At 61.8% G+C, this 15,572-nt stretch carries 12 protein-coding genes and 1 pseudogene; 8 read left to right on the forward strand and 5 right to left on the reverse strand.

Annotation, left to right across the window (positions count from 1 at the left end):
- The 3 genes and pseudogenes from AC4DF4_RS04420 to AC4DF4_RS04430 form a co-directional block, all read right to left on the reverse strand.
- A pseudogene (locus AC4DF4_RS04420) lies at positions 1–381 on the reverse strand (hypothetical protein); the annotation flags it as partial.
- Positions 382–580: 199 nt separating this feature from the next.
- Positions 581–2,611, reverse strand: coding sequence for a hypothetical protein (locus tag AC4DF4_RS04425; protein WP_490046905.1), 2,031 nt, complete (start codon positions 2,609–2,611; stop codon positions 581–583).
- A 456-nt stretch (positions 2,612–3,067) separates the two neighbouring features.
- Positions 3,068–3,835, reverse strand: coding sequence for a PAS domain-containing protein (locus tag AC4DF4_RS04430; RefSeq protein WP_490046906.1), 768 nt, complete (start codon positions 3,833–3,835; stop codon positions 3,068–3,070).
- Between the two features lie 91 nt (positions 3,836–3,926).
- Between AC4DF4_RS04430 and AC4DF4_RS04435 the strand changes: the two genes are divergently transcribed.
- Positions 3,927–5,264 (forward strand): Gfo/Idh/MocA family protein, encoded by a 1,338-nt coding sequence (locus tag AC4DF4_RS04435; RefSeq protein ID WP_490046907.1) that lies wholly within the window; start codon positions 3,927–3,929, stop codon positions 5,262–5,264.
- Positions 5,265–5,282: 18 nt separating this feature from the next.
- On the forward strand, positions 5,283–6,446 hold the full coding sequence (locus AC4DF4_RS04440; RefSeq protein ID WP_490046908.1) for a cytochrome P450: 1,164 nt from the start codon (positions 5,283–5,285) through the stop codon (positions 6,444–6,446).
- Positions 6,447–6,781: 335 nt separating this feature from the next.
- Here the strand turns inward: AC4DF4_RS04440 and rpe are convergent, their stop codons facing one another.
- Positions 6,782–7,450, reverse strand: a complete 669-nt coding sequence (gene rpe, locus AC4DF4_RS04445; RefSeq protein ID WP_490046909.1) for a ribulose-phosphate 3-epimerase — start codon at positions 7,448–7,450, stop codon at positions 6,782–6,784.
- A gap of 128 nt (positions 7,451–7,578) precedes the next feature.
- On the opposite strand from rpe, the gene tadA reads away from it, so the two are divergent.
- The 4 genes from tadA (at position 7,579) to aqpZ (ending at position 10,757) form a co-directional block, all read left to right on the forward strand.
- A complete protein-coding gene (gene tadA, locus AC4DF4_RS04450) occupies positions 7,579–8,079 on the forward strand; it encodes a tRNA adenosine(34) deaminase TadA (protein ID WP_490046935.1) in 501 nt (166 codons plus the stop codon).
- A 179-nt stretch (positions 8,080–8,258) separates the two neighbouring features.
- The gene (locus tag AC4DF4_RS04455) at positions 8,259–8,708 is read left to right on the forward strand and encodes a nucleotidyltransferase (RefSeq protein WP_490046910.1); all 450 of its coding nucleotides are present in this window, start codon (positions 8,259–8,261) and stop codon (positions 8,706–8,708) included.
- Positions 8,709–8,757: 49 nt separating this feature from the next.
- On the forward strand, positions 8,758–9,906 hold the full coding sequence (gene holA, locus AC4DF4_RS04460) for a DNA polymerase III subunit delta (protein ID WP_490046911.1): 1,149 nt from the start codon (positions 8,758–8,760) through the stop codon (positions 9,904–9,906).
- 95 nt (positions 9,907–10,001) lie between these two features.
- Positions 10,002–10,757, forward strand: coding sequence for an aquaporin Z (aqpZ, locus tag AC4DF4_RS04465; RefSeq protein ID WP_490046912.1), 756 nt, complete (start codon positions 10,002–10,004; stop codon positions 10,755–10,757).
- Between the two features lie 65 nt (positions 10,758–10,822).
- Here aqpZ and katG read toward each other — a convergent pair whose 3' ends face one another.
- Positions 10,823–13,003, reverse strand: coding sequence for a catalase/peroxidase HPI (gene katG / locus AC4DF4_RS04470; protein ID WP_490046913.1), 2,181 nt, complete (start codon positions 13,001–13,003; stop codon positions 10,823–10,825).
- 422 nt (positions 13,004–13,425) lie between these two features.
- On the opposite strand from katG, the gene AC4DF4_RS04475 reads away from it, so the two are divergent.
- Both AC4DF4_RS04475 and AC4DF4_RS04480 read left to right on the forward strand, forming a co-directional pair.
- Complete coding sequence (locus AC4DF4_RS04475) at positions 13,426–13,746, forward strand: DUF485 domain-containing protein (RefSeq protein WP_490046914.1); 321 nt, start codon at positions 13,426–13,428, stop codon at positions 13,744–13,746.
- Between the two features lie 13 nt (positions 13,747–13,759).
- Positions 13,760–15,559, forward strand: coding sequence for a solute symporter family protein (locus AC4DF4_RS04480; RefSeq protein WP_490046915.1), 1,800 nt, complete (start codon positions 13,760–13,762; stop codon positions 15,557–15,559).
- Positions 15,560–15,572: the final 13 nt, after the last annotated feature.

The following is a 15,572-nucleotide window of genomic DNA, read 5'->3' on the forward strand; positions in this document are numbered from 1 at the left end:
CAGCCCGCAACTGAGAGTTAGATTTTGCGTCGCGGTGCTGAGGTCGATGCCGGACGCGCCGACTGTCAGGGTGTTGCCCGCGCCGAGGGTCACCAAGCCGCCGGGGCTGACGATTTTGATCCCGGCCCAGGCCAGGTCCGAGCCCAACAACGTGCTGTTGGCGGCGGTCACGGTGGACGTCCACTGGGCGATGTCGGCGGGGCCCGGCGCGGTGGTGGTCAGCCAGCTTGCGGGGAGATTGAGGTCGGTGGTGTTGTTGGCCTTGTTGAGCGTGGCGGCGGGCGCGGATGAAGGAACCAAAGCGAGCCATGCGGCGATAGCACCGGCGCGAATGACGACACTGTTGCAGGCGCCGATGCCCGGGTGGCTTGGGTTTTTCATGGGAGTGGTTTGGCGGATCGTTGGAAGGATCTTACGCACGGCATGGGTTGCGCCTGAAAATCGCACGCTCCAGCGGCAAGACAATGAATTCCTTTCCAGGTGGATGGGCATGGCGGTTGGAAACCGCCTCCAATGTGCGAAAGGCCGGGAGTGTTAAACTCCCGGCCTTTCGGTTTAGTTATTCAGGTGTCGGCCCGGCTCATGGTGCCGGCGTCACGAGCAGGCGGAGGAACAGCTTGTCCTCGCCGGTTGGCAGGGTGTAGCTCAGGTTTCCGCCCGAGGGCACGGGCTTCGGACTCACATTCGTCCAGGTGACGAGGTCGGGCGAGGTTTGGACCTCATAGGTGCCTTCGTAGGTCGCACTCGCCGGCCAGATGATCGTGTTGGTTGCATCCAGGCCGTTCATGGCGGTGAACGAGGAACCGGTTTGTCCCATGAAGTATTCCACGCCGTTTTCCACGCCGTCGTTGTCGTGGTCCTGATCCGCGGTTTGGCCGGTGGCACCGTTGGTGGTGGCCCAACTGGTGAAATCATCGGTGGAAACGGTGGCGGCTACAAGCGTAATCGGCGCCGAGAGGGCGTAGACGCGCCCGGAGCCCGAAGAGTTGAAAACCATCGTCCAGTCGTCGTTATCCCCCCCACCGCCTGTGTTTCCATATTGGACAGCTCCGTTGCCAAGAGGATCAGATGCGTCCCCCCCGTTTGTCATTCCCGTGAAGACGCCGACATTGCCCACGTCAACGCCATTTTCGTTCATATAGGGAGCAAGCCATTGGCCGGGCGCTCGCTCGGGGATTCCATTCCAAATATCCGCCCTGTTGTTGGCCCAAACCGTCGTGCCGTCCATCAGTATGACGGACTCTCCAAACCCCGAGTCGGTTCCGGTGTTGACTCTCGCGTTCACGGCCGCTGTGCAGCCCAGAACATTCCAAGTCCCGTCTCCGAGGTTAGGGAATGTCGTGCTGGCAGCAGCGACACCTTGGACGAACGTGTTGTAAGTCGTAATGTCGGTGGACGAAACGGGCGTTGCGCTGCTGGTGACGAAGGCGAGGCGGTAGGTATCCCCCACCGCCCAGGCAAGGCCCGTGGCGGGATTGATCCCGCCATTGGCAGTCAGCTGCAAGACGCCCAATGGACATTCCGGGGTAGGTGGCGGGCCCGAGTAAGTGATCGTTCCATCCACCGCGAGATTCGTGGTGTCCCAGGTTCCGATAGGCAGGCTGATGCTGGCAATAGCTCCCGTGAGGGTGGTCGAGGAAAGGTCGAAGAGGGCGAACGTATCGCCCGGATCAAGGTCTCCGGAAAGAAGCACGACCGAAAGCTTGGCGTTGTTGAGATCAATCACCGTGCCCAGCCCCGAGGGCAAAGAATATTGGTCCGCTGCGAGAGTGTCGGCATTGATTTCGAACTTCGAGTTAGGAATCAGTTGTTGCCATTGGTATTCCGGCGGGTCCGGATTCCAAAAATCGTATTGACTCCACCCGGACGCGCCGTCGATCGCGAAATTGGTGTTTTCGAGTACGTTGGCTCCCCCATCGGTCACATTGACGGTGTTGATGACCCAGGCCGGGGGGCCTTCAGTTACACCTCCGTCCCAGTTGCCCGTGAATAAGACAGAAATAGCGGTTCCTGCGGGCCAGTTGCCGAAGTTCATCACGCTTGTCACGGTTTTCGGAGTATTGCTCCACCAGCCTTGAGGCGCCCACCAAACACCGGTACCGCCGGGCTCACTCTCATAGCCGTTAGTGATAGAGATGGCAGTCTGAACACCACCGTTGATTACCAAAACGGCCGAGCCGAAATCATAACCTTCCTCAAAATGGTAGGTGTGGTTGATGGTGAGGATCACATCCCCATCGGCGACGGTAGTTAGTAAATCCTTGGCAAGAGCGGCTTCGCCGTTCTCTCTGCCTTTCACCGCAAAGCCCCCCGGTGTGGCGGGCACTTGCGCGGTGGTCAGGGGGGTGACGCCAATGGCGCCTGCGCCGCCGACCTCAATAATTTGTGCCTGCGCGCTTCCCGCGCCAAGTGCAAAGGCGCCGGCGAGGGCGAGGTGCTTGAGGGTGTTTCTGATCGGGTGGTCTCGATTTGATGTTTTCATTGCGATTTTTTGGTTGGCTGGTTGTTTGGTTGTTTGTTTGTTTGTTTTTTTTGCTGGGAGATTGCTTTTGAGGTGAGGCCCCTGATCCGGTGTCCGGTGTCCGGGCATGGATGTGAGATGACGGGGCATGGGTTTTAGAGGCTCAAATTCAGGGTTTGGGGCAGGGTTTGGCGCGGTTGGAAAAGCAGTGTTCCGCGTCGGTCAGAGGCAAACTACCCACTCCCGCGAAACACGCAAGAATTATTTTCAAAGCTACTTGTCCTGATTTCCGATGGTTTTCCGGGCACAGGAGGGATGCGCGTGCGGACGGCCGCCGGGAGGTGGGGGAACACCTGCGGGCGGAGCTGTGCCGCGGGGCCCGGAGCGGGCAAAACCGTTGAGAATCAAGCCCCGCCCGGGCGGAGACCGCGAGGAATGGAATCGGGTGCTCAAGAAATGCCAGGGATTTGCTTTTGGGGTGAAGGCCGTTGCCCCCCCCCCATTTCCCCGCCCTCCGGCTCCGGGCCGACGCATTGGCTCTTTCAGGGGCCTTCCGCAGAAAGCAAATTCCTTGCAGTAGTAACGATGGCATGATAATGCACGGCATCAATCAAGTGGCTGTTCCAAAGCCGGTTGCTGGTGGTCCCGGCGGTAGCCTGATGGACTCGTGCCCATCACCGAGGCGAAGGAACGAGTGAAGTGGGCGTGATCATAGAACCCACAGAGTTGTGCCACGGCAGTCACCGTATCGTCGGTTTCGATGAGCAGACGGCAGGCGTGTTCCACCCGGATGCCCACAAGATATTGGTGCGGACTGGTGCCGAAGGCCTTGCGGAAATTCCGTTCGAACTGGCTGATGGAAAGGCCCGCCTGTTGGGCGAGTTGCGCGGTGGTGAGGGGTTCCGCGAACTCGTCGTGCAGTCTTGCCACGGTGGCGGCCAGTTTCCTCATCGTGGCGGGAGCGTTGCGCAGATTGTCGATTCTGCGGGAAAACCCCGCCAGGCCGATGACGCGGCCGTCCGCGTCACGCAGGGGAATCTTGTGAGTGATGACGAGGTGGGGCGATCCCTCGCGCTCGGGAGCGAGTTCAATGCGGTTGAGCTTTGGCAATCCCGATTCCATCACTTCGCGGTCATCGGCCAGATATTCCTCCGCCCGTTCGGCCGGGAAGAAATCGCGATCGGATTTCCCCAGTGCCTCGCGCTCGGATTTCACGTGGCAGAATTCGCATCCGAGGCGGTTGAGCGCCACAAACCGGGCCTCGCGGTCCTTCATGAAAAACGAAACGTCGGGCATCAGGTCGAACAGGCGCACGATTTGTTGGAGTGACCCGATCTGCCGGAAGAAGGCGTCCGCCGTGGATTTGGATTTCATGCCGGGATTTTACACAAGAATGAGTGGATTGTGCAAGCCGCTCGCCGGTGTCGGTTGGGTAGGATGAAATCCTCAAAAAGGCGACCCGCACATGAACCAATCCCGCCGCACGTTTCTTCAGACCTCACTGGCCACCGTGATCGCCAGCCAAGGCTTCCAGGCCCAAGGCGCTCCGACGGGGCGCAAACTGCGCATCGCCGGCATCGGCGTCGGCGGCATGGGCCTCAACAACATGACCAACCTCGCCGGCGAGGACATCGTCGCGCTCTGCGATGTGGACGAACGCCACGCCGGCGGTGCTTTCAAAAAGTTTCCGGATGCCAAGCGCTGGCGTGATTTTCGCGAAATGCTCGAAAAGCAACCGGAGATCGAGGCGGTGATGATCGCCACCCCGGACCACACCCACGCGTCCATCGTCCTCGCCGCGCTCAAGGCCGGCAAGCACGTGTATTGCCAGAAACCTCTCACCCACGACATCCATGAAGCCCGTTTGCTGGCACGGGCCGCCGCCGAGGCCAAAGGCTGCGTCGCTGTGATGGGCAACCAGCATCACTCGTCGGCGGGCATGCGCCGGGTCGCCGACTGGGTGCGTGGCGGCGTGATCGGGGAAGTGCGGCGCGTGGTTGCCTGGTGTTCGCTCAATTACCGCCCCTTCGGCAACGCTTACTGGTCCACTCTCACCGACCGACCACCCGCCGAAACCCCAGTCGTCCCCGACACGCTCGATTGGGATCTCTGGCTCGGCCATGCCAAGGAGCGCCCCTATCATCCCACCTATCACCCGGCCCGCTGGCGCGCTTGGTGGGATTTCGGCTGCGGCATGATGGGCGACCGTGGCGTCCACACGCTCGACGCCGCCTGCAACGCGCTCGACCTCGGAAAACCCTCGTCTATCGAACGCCTCTCGATCGATGGAGCCAATGAATTCATCCACCCGGACAAAGCGCACGTCCGTTACCAATTCCCCGCACGCGGCAAATTTCCCGCGATGGAGCTCGATTGGTATTCCGGCGAACGCCCCGCCGAAGTCGAGGAACTGGCAAAAGGCCAGAAGGTCGGCGACGACCAAGGCGGCGCGTTGTTCATCGGCACGCGCGGCATGATCAGTCACGGCACCTATCCATCCGGCAACCTCGCCCTGCACCCGGCCACCTTGAAGGAAGAAGCGGGCAAAGCACCCGCCACCATGCCCGAAACGCGCGGCAGCCACGAAGCGGTCTGGGTCGCCGCCTGCAAGGGTGAAGGTCCGGTTTCCTCCGGCTTCGCCTACGCCACCGCCCTCACCGAACTCACCCACCTGGGCAACCTCGCGATCCAACTCGGCGGCAAGATCGAATGGGACGCCGCCGCGGGCATCGCCACCAACCGCCCGGAAGCCGCCGCATTGATCCGCATGCCGCGGAGACAGGGATGGGAGCTTCAAGCGTGACCTAACCGGACGAAAACGATGAATCCCATTCCCGATCCCTTCCAGGGGAAACGTCAGGAAAACGGCATCCTGGAGTGCGAATTCCAAGGTGAAAGCGTGCCGATGATCCTTCGCCACGAAGCGGTGCGCCGTGCGGCGAAGGACTGGATGACCTTCAGTTCCGACGCGCCGTTCCGCGTGCCCATCCCTTCGGAGGAGGATGTTAGGACCATGCGGCAGTTGCCGATCGAAACCAATCCGCCGGAGCACACCGACTACCGTGCGATCGTGGAGCCGTTTTTCAAGCGGCCGAAGGACCCGGAGGTCGTCGCGCGGATCGGGGATTTGATCGATGAGTTGCTGATAGACGCCATGGCCCGCGACTCGGTCGAGATCGTGCGCGGGTTCGCGCTGCCCTTGCAGTCGCGTGCGTTGACCTATTTGCTCGACGTTCCGGAATCCGAAGCGGAAATCTGGATTGGCTGGGGCATTCATGTGTTTCACGACGGCGATTCCGGGGAAAGGAAGGAATCCTCGCTCGAAGCTTATCTCCACGCGAAATTCGATGAGGCCGCCGCCAATCCCGGCGACGATTTCTTCAGCGCCCTCACCCGCGCGACGTTCCGTGGCCGGCCGCTCAGTCGCGAGGAAATGATGGGGTTCGCAAACCTGACATTCGCCGGCGGGCGGGACACGATCATCCATTCGATCTCGTCGGTGACCGCCTATCTATCCGAACACCCGGAGGCCTTGGAATACCTGCGGGAGAATCCGGCGCGCATCGTCCTGGCAAGCGAGGAGTTCTTCCGGGTTTTCATGCCGCTCACGCACATCGGCCGCGTTTGTCCGGTGGCGACCGATGTCCACGGCGTCAACGTCAAAGCCGGTGGCCGCGTTTCGCTGTGCTGGGCGTCCGCGAATCAAGACGAGTCCGTTTTCGACTCACCCGGCGAGCTGCGTCTCGACCGCAAACCGAATCCGCACCTGTCATTCGGCTTCGGCCCGCATCTGTGTCTCGGCGCTCTCCACGCGCGGTTGCTTCTCAGGACCTTGTTGCTGAAACTCACCCAGCGAGTCGCCACCATCTCCGTGCTTTCCGCCACCGAGCGGATCGAGAAAACCGCCGGATACGAACGCCAACTCGGCTACGATTCATTGTCTGTCAGATTCACGCCACATTCCACGAAACATGACCTCCCGTGAACGAGCCCTTAACCTGCTAGACCGAAGCCCGGTGGACTGAAACCCGGTGGATCGCCGGCCCGTGTGCTGTTGCTAGGGATTTGGGCTTCGATCATGTCTCGGTCATTTCGGACCCAATCCCCTTTTCCCCGCCCTCCAGTCTACGCCGCCTACTTCGCTGAAGCTACGAAGGCCAAGAAGGCTTCCTCCTTCGCTAAAGCTTCCACCGTCGCCGGAGGCTATGGCGGACAAGACGGCGGACAAGACGGCGGACAAGACGACAGGCAGGCCGGTCCGGCCACCGGCTCTTTCAACGGCCTTCACCCCACAAGCAATTTCCTAGCAATAATAGAAACTCAAGCGTTGCGAATGCGGGTGACCGCGGCGGCCATGTCCGGCGCGCGGAAGGTGGAGGAGCCCGCAACCATCACGTTGGCCCCCGCGGTGTAGCAGCGGGCGGCGGTGACGGCGTCGATGCCGCCATCGACCTCGATGTGATAGGAAAGCCCCTTCGCCTCGCGAAGGCGCGCGGCGGCGGTGATTTTCTCCAGCACCTCCGGCATGAACGCCTGTCCGCCGAAGCCGGGGACGACCGTCATGCAGAGGAGCAAATCGATCTCGCCGAGGAACGGTTCCACCGCGCTGACCGGCGTGGCGGGATTGAGCGCGAGCCCTACCAGGCAGCCCGCCTCGCGGATGCGGCGCAGGGTTTCCGCCACGTCGTGTTCCGCCTCCACGTGGACGGTGATCAGGTCCGAGCCGGCGGCGATGAATTGCTGCAAATAGCGGTCCGGCCGCGAAATCATGAGATGGACATCGAGGAAAATGTCATTCGACTCATGCACCGCCTGGACGACCGCCGGGCCGAAGGAAATGTTTTCCACGAAGTGCCCGTCCATCACGTCCAGATGCATCCAGTCCGCGCCGGCGTGGATCGCGCGGCTGACTTCATCGCGGATGCAGGAAAAATCCGCCGCCAGCAGCGACGGGGCGATGACGCGGTCATGGAAATTTTTCGGAATCACAGAGCCGATACGAACCACGGATCGACCCGCCAGACACGGAAAAATTTCCGCGGCGGATGAAACAACGTGCGTGCCGTGGCGGCATCCGTTACCCATCGGGCGTGGAAGACGAAGCCCCGATCATTGATTTGCACAGCGACATTTACTTCATGGGCCAGGCGCTGCGCGAGGCCCGCAAGGCCTATGCCGCCGAGGAAGTCCCGGTCGGCGCCGTGGTCGTGCGCGAGGGGCGGATCATTTCCCGCGCCTGGAACCAGGTGGAAACGCTCAAGGACGCCACCGCCCACGCGGAAATGCTCGCGCTGACCGCCGCGCAGGAAGCGCTCGGCGACTGGCGGTTGGAAAAATGCACGCTCTATGTCACCAAGGAACCCTGCCCGATGTGCGCCGGAGCGATCGTCCATTGCCGGCCGGAGCGCGTGGTTTTCGGCTGCCCGGACCCGAAGGCCGGAGCCGCCGGCAGCTGGATCAACCTGCTCGAAGCCAATCCCCCGCTCAACCACCGCTGCGACGTCACGCCCGGCGTGCTCGGCGAGGAATGCCTTTATTTGCTCCAGAGTTTCTTCCGCGAAGCCCGGGAGAGGAAAAAGACCGAGAAACTGGGAGATTCCGCCGAACCGTTGATTTGATCTGGCGGGCTGGCTCTCAAACTGAGATTCTTCCCCTACGAAAGTCGTCATTTCCATGGAAAAGTCAGTCATCAAGAGATCCCTCAAAGACTTCCGCGGCCGGGAGAATCCTTGGAAAAACCGTAACTACACGGAGCGTCTCAGCGCCATGGCCGTGATTTGCCAAACCAATCAAAAAGATGGACCAGCTCAATCAGGATTTCCTCGGGTTTATCGAATTACTCGAAGCGGAGAAGGTTGATTACCTCATCGTCGGCGGCTACGCGGTGGGCTTGCATGGATTCCCGAGATACACGGGAGACATTGATTTTTTCGTGGAAATCAGCACCGGAAACGCCGGTAAAATCCTGCGCGTGTTCGAGAAATTTGGTTTCGGCGATATCGGCCTCACGCTCGGGGATTTCCTGGAAAAGGACTTCGTCGTCGAAATCGGGCGCGAGCCGAGGAAAATTCAAGTTCTCACTGGCATCGACGGGGTGAGTTTCAACGAGTGTTTCGAGCGGAAAATCGAGGTCGAGATAGGCCGGATTAACATGAAATTCATCGGCAAGGACGATCTGATGCGAAACAAAGCGGCTTCCGGCCGCCCCAAAGACCGGATCGATCTGGAAGAACTTGGGAAACTTTAGACCCACCCCCGCGCTTGCGCCGCCCGCCGCATCTCTTTAGGAAACTTCCGTGGCCGCGAAAGCAAAGACATCTCCCCAGAACGCCGGAAATTTTTTCGCGGTCGTCGGCAGCGACGAGGGCCTCGTCCGCGAAAAGGCGCTCCTCCTCTATAACCAGCTCACCAACGGCGTGGACGACGGTTTCACCCACGAGACCATCGACGGCATCGCCGACAACTCCGAGTCCGCCTACGAAATCTGCTCCTCCACGATCCAGGCGCTGCTGACCATCCCGATGTTCGGCGGCGACAAGGTGGTCTGGCTGCGCAACGCGAATTTCCTCGCCGACAACGTCACCGGCCGCTCCCAACGCACCGAAGCCGGCGTCGAAAGCCTCCGCGCCACTCTCGAAAAAGGCATCCCGGACGGCGTGAAATTCCTCCTGACCGCCCAAGGCGTGGACAAGCGCCGGGGGTTCTGGAAATTCATCGAAAAAGCCGCCGACGTCCAGGTCCACGACCGCATCGACACCAGCCGAGACGACTGGCAGGGCCAGGTCGCCTCGCTCGTCACCAAGCGCGCCCGCGAACTCGGCCTCACTTTCGACCGCGACGCCATGGCGCTCTTCGTCATGCTCGCCGGCGAGCAATCCCAGCAAATCGGCAACGAGCTGGAAAAACTCGACCTCTACCTCGGTCCGGAGCGCCGCGAGATCACCGAGGACGACGTCCGCGTGCTCGTCCCGCTCAGCCGCGCGGCGGTGGTTTTCGAAATCGGCAAGGCGATCCAGTTAGGCAACGCCGCCCGCGCCATCCAGCTCATCGACCAGCAGCTCGAAGCCGACGAATCCGCCATCGGCATCATGCGCGCCTCGATCATCGGCGTGGTGAGAAACCTGTTCATGGCCAAGCTGATCATCGAGAAATTCAAGGTCCCGACCGGCAACTACCCCGCCTTCGCCGGCGGCCTCAACCGCCTGCCCGAAGCCGACCGCGCCTGGCTGCCGCAGAAAAAGGACGGCTCCGGCGTGAACGTTTTCCCGATCTTCCTCGCCGCCGACAACGCGAAAAACTTCGAGCTCGCCGGCCTCCAGCACGTCATGGAAGCCACCCTCAAGGCCGACCAGGCGCTCGTCACCACGGGCCTCGACCACCGGCTCGTCCTGCACCGGCTGATCGTGGAAATCGCCTCGGCCAGAAAGGCCCCCGCCCGCCGATGAGATTCATCGCTGACCAATCCCGGTAAGTAGAGCCTGCCTCGGGCAGGATCTTTTTGATTTACTCCACCGCGGTTTCATGAGAATCCCATGGTTTGATGAGATTTCAAATCGGGGATCCATCAATTGTTTGGGCTTCGTCAAATACCATCATGAGAAAATACACTGCAGAGTTTATCGGGACATTCTGGCTGGTTCTTGGAGGCTGTGGCAGCGCCGTGCTGGCGGCCGCGTTTCCCGACGTGGGCATCGGCCTGTTGGGCGTTTCCCTCGCCTTCGGGCTCACCGTGTTGACGATGGCGTTTGCGATCGGCCACATCTCCGGTTGCCACTTGAACCCCGCCGTCTCGGTCGGGCTCTGCGTGGGCGGGCGTTTCCCCGCCAGCCAGCTGCCGGGCTATGTCATCTCGCAGGTTCTCGGCGGCATCGCCGGAGCGGCCGTCCTCTACATCATCGCGAGCGGAAAAGCGGGCTTCGACGCCACGGCGGGCGGCTTCGCGTCGAACGGCTTTGGCGAGCACTCCCCCGGAGGATATTCCATGGTCGCCGCCTTGGTGACGGAAATCGTGATGACCATGATGTTCATCCTGATCATTCTCGGAGCCACTGACAGCCGCGCTCCGAAGGGACTCGCGCCGGTCGCCATCGGGCTCGGCCTCACGTTGATCCACTTGATCAGCATCCCCGTGACAAACACCTCCGTCAATCCGGCGCGCAGCACCGGCGTGGCGGTATTTCAAGGCGGCTGGGCGGTCTCGCAACTGTGGTTGTTCTGGGTGGCTCCCATCGTCGGCGCGGTCATCGGCGCGTTGATTTATGCCTTCATCGGGAAAGAGGAAAAGGCAACCCGCTGATAGGATTCCAACAAAAAGGGCTGCCTGACTTCAAGGTCAGGCAGCCCTTTTTCATTGGCAGGCGGTTACGCGAGGTCGAAGCGGTCGAGGTTCATCACCTTGTCCCATGCGGCCACGAAGTCGCGGAGGAACTTGGCCTGCGAGTCGGACGTGGCGTAAACCTCCGCGAGGGCGCGAAGCTGGGAGTTGGAACCGAACAGCAGATCGACGCGGGTGCCGGTCCACTTGAGTTCGCCGGTCTTGCGGTCGCGGCCTTCGAAGACATCCTCGTCCTTTGAGACAGCCTTCCACTCGGTATCCATGTCCAACAGGTTCAGGAAGAAGTCGTTGGTCAGGGCTTCGGGTTGCTTGGTGAAGACTCCGTGCCGGGAATTTCCGGCATTGGTGTCGAGGACGCGCAGGCCGCCGACGAGCACGGTCATTTCCGGTGCGGTGAGCGTGAGCAATTGCGCGCGATCCACCAGCAGCTCCTCGGCTGAGACCGAGAATTTCGTCTTGAGGTAGTTGCGGAATCCGTCTGCGACGGGCTCGAGCACCGAGAACGAGTCGACGTCGGTTTGCACCTGCGAGGCGTCCATCCGGCCCGGGGTGAAGGGGACGGTGACCGCGTGACCTGCGTTTTTCGCGGCCTGCTCGACGCCGGCGCAACCGGCCAGAACGATGAGGTCGGCCAGTGATACTTTTTTCCCGCCGGACTGGGCGTTGTTGAACGCGCTTTGGACGCCCTCCAAGGTTTCGAGCACCTTGCCGAGTTGGCCGGACTGGTTGACGGCCCAGAATTTCTGCGGGGCCAGTCGGATGCGCGCGCCGTTCGCACCGCCGCGCATGTCGGAGCCGCGGAACGTGGACGCGGACGCCCAGGCGGTGGTCACCAGGTCGGAAACGCCAAGCCCGGAAGCGAGGATTTCGCCTTTCAGGGAGACGATGTCCTGCGCGTCGATCAGCGGGTGATCGACCGCGGGGATGGGATCCTGCCAGATGAGTTCCTCCGCAGGAACCTCGGGCCCGAGATAGCGCGGGCGCGGGCCCATGTCGCGGTGGGTGAGCTTGAACCAGGCGCGGGCGAAGGCGTCGGCGAACTGGTCCGGATTCTCGAAGAAGCGCCGTGAAATTTTCTCATAAGCAGGGTCGAAGCGCAGTGCGAGGTCGGAGGTCAGCATGGAGGGCGCGATCCGCTTGGTCGCGTCGTGGGCGTGCGGGACGGTGCCTTCGCCCGCGCCGTTTTTCGGCCGCCACTGGTTCGCGCCCGCCGGGCTTTTGGTGAGCTCCCATTCGTAGCCGAAGAGGTTTTCAAAGTAGTTGTTGCTCCACCGGGTGGGCGTAGTGGTCCAGGTGACTTCGAGGCCGGAGCCGATCGCGTCGCCGCCCTTGCCGGTGCCGAAGCTGCTCTTCCAGCCGAGACCTTGTTGCTCAAGGCCGGCGGCTTCCGGGTCGGGACCGACCAGTGCCGCGTCTCCCGCGCCGTGCGTTTTACCGAAGGTGTGGCCACCGGCGATGAGTGCCACCGTTTCCTCGTCGTTCATCGCCATGCGGCCGAAGGTCTCGCGGATGTCGCGTGCCGACGCGATCGGGTCGGGGTTGCCGTTAGGGCCTTCTGGATTCACATAAATCAGGCCCATCTGCACGGCGGCGAGCGGGTTTTCGAGGTCGCGGTCGCCGGAGTAGCGCTGGTCGTCGAGCCACTTGCCCTCGGAGCCCCAGTAGATGTCTTCTTCCGGTTCCCAGATGTCCTCGCGCCCGCCGCCGAAGCCGAAGGTTTTGAAGCCCATCGATTCGAGGGCGACGTTGCCGGTCAGGATCATCAGGTCGGCCCAGGAGATTTTCCGGCCGTATTTCTGTTTGATCGGCCAGAGCAGGCGGCGCGCCTTGTCGAGGTTGACGTTGTCGGGCCAGCTGTTAAGCGGGGCGAAGCGCTGGCTGCCGGTGCCCGCACCGCCGCGGCCGTCACCGGTGCGGTAGGTGCCCGCGCTGTGCCACGCCATGCGGATGAACAGGCCGCCGTAGTGGCCGAAGTCCGCCGGCCACCAGTCCTGCGAGTCGGTCATCAGCGCGACGAGATCCTTTTTCAAGGCATCGAGGTCGAGGCTCTTGAACTCCTCGGCGTAGTTGAAATCCCCGCCCATCGGATCGGACCGCGAGGAGTGCTGGTGGAGGATTTTCAGGTTCAGCTGGTTGGGCCACCAGTCGCGGTTGGACGGGCCACGACCGGCGGCGTGGAGGAACGGGCACTTGGCTTCAGTTGTCATGTGTGTGTTTTGCTGGGATGAAATGAATCGGGCGGTGAAACCTTGAAAGCACGCGTCGTGGCGCGAATCGGCGACCATTAGTGAAGCGGAATACGCCATCGGTAAAGACCGCGCTTTCAATATTTGCCAGCGGAAATCAGAGCCATCTCATCTGTCTGCGCCGGCTCGCCCGGGATTGGAAGGAACGCTGGGGTCATCAAGCGCCCTGGGACAAAGGTCACGGCAAACTCGTGCGCCGCCGACTCAAGAGCGTGAGCCTCAGTCCGCAGGACAGCGGCCTGTGCGGCTGCTCGCGCCTCTTTCAGATGAAATGGCTCTGGTGGGAGCGCTTGCCGGCGGGAAATGGTTCTTGACGCATGGCCCGTGGGTTTCTGTTCTCTTGCCTTTCGTTTGCCGATCCAACCCTGCCGCCATTTTACCCGATGCCTCAAACCCCGCCCGAAGAAACCGATTTCATCCACAGTGAGGAATTCCTCCACGGTTTGATGAAGCACCAGCTCAAACTCTCCATCTCGTGTGCCGCGGCGTTTCTGCTGCTGTTGTTCGGAATGCCGCTGCTCAACTACTTCGCGCCGGAACTCATGGCGCGCCGTGTCGGCGGCTTCACCGTGAGCTGGCTGGTGCTGGGCGTGTTGTTTTTCCCATACGTCTGGATCATCGCCCGCATCTTCATCACCCGCTCGATGGCCTTGGAAGACGCCGAGGTCGTCAACGCGGCCGAGGGCAACAAGCGCCAATCCTGACATTTTTTGACCCGTGAATTTCTCCCAAATTGATCCCTGGATTCTCGCCTTCGCCGGCGTCACCGTCGCCGTCACGCTGTGGATGGGCTTCCGTTCCTCGAAGGGCTCCAAGTCCGCCTCGGACTTCTTCGTCGCCGGCCGCTCGGTCTCGGTCGGTTGGAACGCGTCCGCGATCTCGGGCGAATACCTCAGCGCCGCGAGCTTCATGGGCATCGCCGGGATGGTGATGTCCTCCGGCTACGACGCGCTTTGGTATCCGGTCTGTTATGCGTGCGGCTATTTGTTCCTGCTGCTCTTCATCGCCGGACCTCTCCGTAGATTCGGCGCTTACACGATCCCGGATTTCGCCGAGGGCCGTTTCGACTCTCCCTTGTTCCGCCGCATCGCGGTGTGCTTCGTGCTCTTCATCGGCTTCTTCTACACCATGCCGCAGATGAAAGGCGCGGGCACGGCGCTTTCCTACATTCTGCCAGGCCTGCCGTATTGGGTCGGCGTTGTCGTCGTCGGCGCGGTCATCACGCTGAATGTGGCGCTCGGCGGGATGAAGGGCATCACCCTGATCCAGGCGGTCCAGTATTGGATCAAGATGTTTGCCATTTCCGCGCCCGTTTTCGTCCTGCTATCCGTCTATGGCGGCTACGGGAAAAATCTCTCGCTGAACCAATCCGCCGCGCGGCCCGCCATCGTCCAGCCCGCCGATCCGGCTGAAATGCAACGCAAGGCGCTGCCGGAAAAAGCGCCCAAGGACGACGCCTGGCTCGCGCCCTTCGGCCCGCTCACCACCAAGGCCGTGAAGTCCGCCGCCGCCGCGCTTCCGGTCGAGGAGCGCGCGTCGTTCCTCGCGAAAAACGAGAAGCCCTTCTCGCTCATCTACACCTTCTCGCTCATCGTCGCGCTCGTCTGCGGCACGGCCGGTCTGCCGCACATCCTCGTCCGCTTCTATACGAATCCGGACGGTATCGCCGCCAAGAAGACCACCATGTGGGTGATGATCCTCATCGGCGTGTTCTATGTTTTCCCGCCGGTCTTCGGCGTGCTGGGTAGAAACCTGATGCCCGAACTCTACACCGGACTCGCCGGCGTCAAGGGCACCGACGCCGTGGTCCTCCGCCTTCCCACCCTGATCTCGCAGAAATACGGAATTCTCGGCTCGATCCTCAGCGGCATCACTTGCGCGGGCGCCTTCGCCGCCTTCATGAGCACCTTCTCCGGCCTGCTGGTTTCCATGACCGGCGCGCTCGCCCACGACGTTTACGGGCGGATGCTCCGCCCTAACTCCACGCCCGGCCAGCGCATGAGGATGTTCAAATGGTGCGCCGTCCTCATCGGCAGTATTTCCGTGGTCCTCGGCTGCTTCGTCGAGCCGTTGGAAATCAACTTCATGGTCGGCCAGGCCTTCGCCATCGCCGCCGCGAGTTATTTCCCGCTGCTGTTCATGAGCGTCTGGTGGCGCGGCATGACCATGAAGGGCGCCGCCGCCGGGATGCTGACCGGCGGGCTTTGCGCGCTCTTCGCGGCCACCGCGACGAACGTCAGCAACCTCTCGCTCGACAAGGGCGCGATGGGCAAGGTCTTCTCCGGCTTCGCCCCGCTCAATGATTTCTGGGCCGCCCATCCGCTGCTCCGCATCCTCTGCGAGCAACCCGCGATCTGGACGGTGCCGCTGGCGATTCTCCTCATGGTCGTCGTCTCCAAGGCCACCCGCTCCACCGTGCCCAAGGACGTGCGGATGAAAATGCTCGTGCTCCACGCCCCCGAGGCGCTCGGCCTCAAGCAGGAATACATCCAAGAGCACCAAGGCCCGGCGCATTGAAGTCCGGTGACGC

This window comes from Luteolibacter sp. (assembly GCF_058122085.1).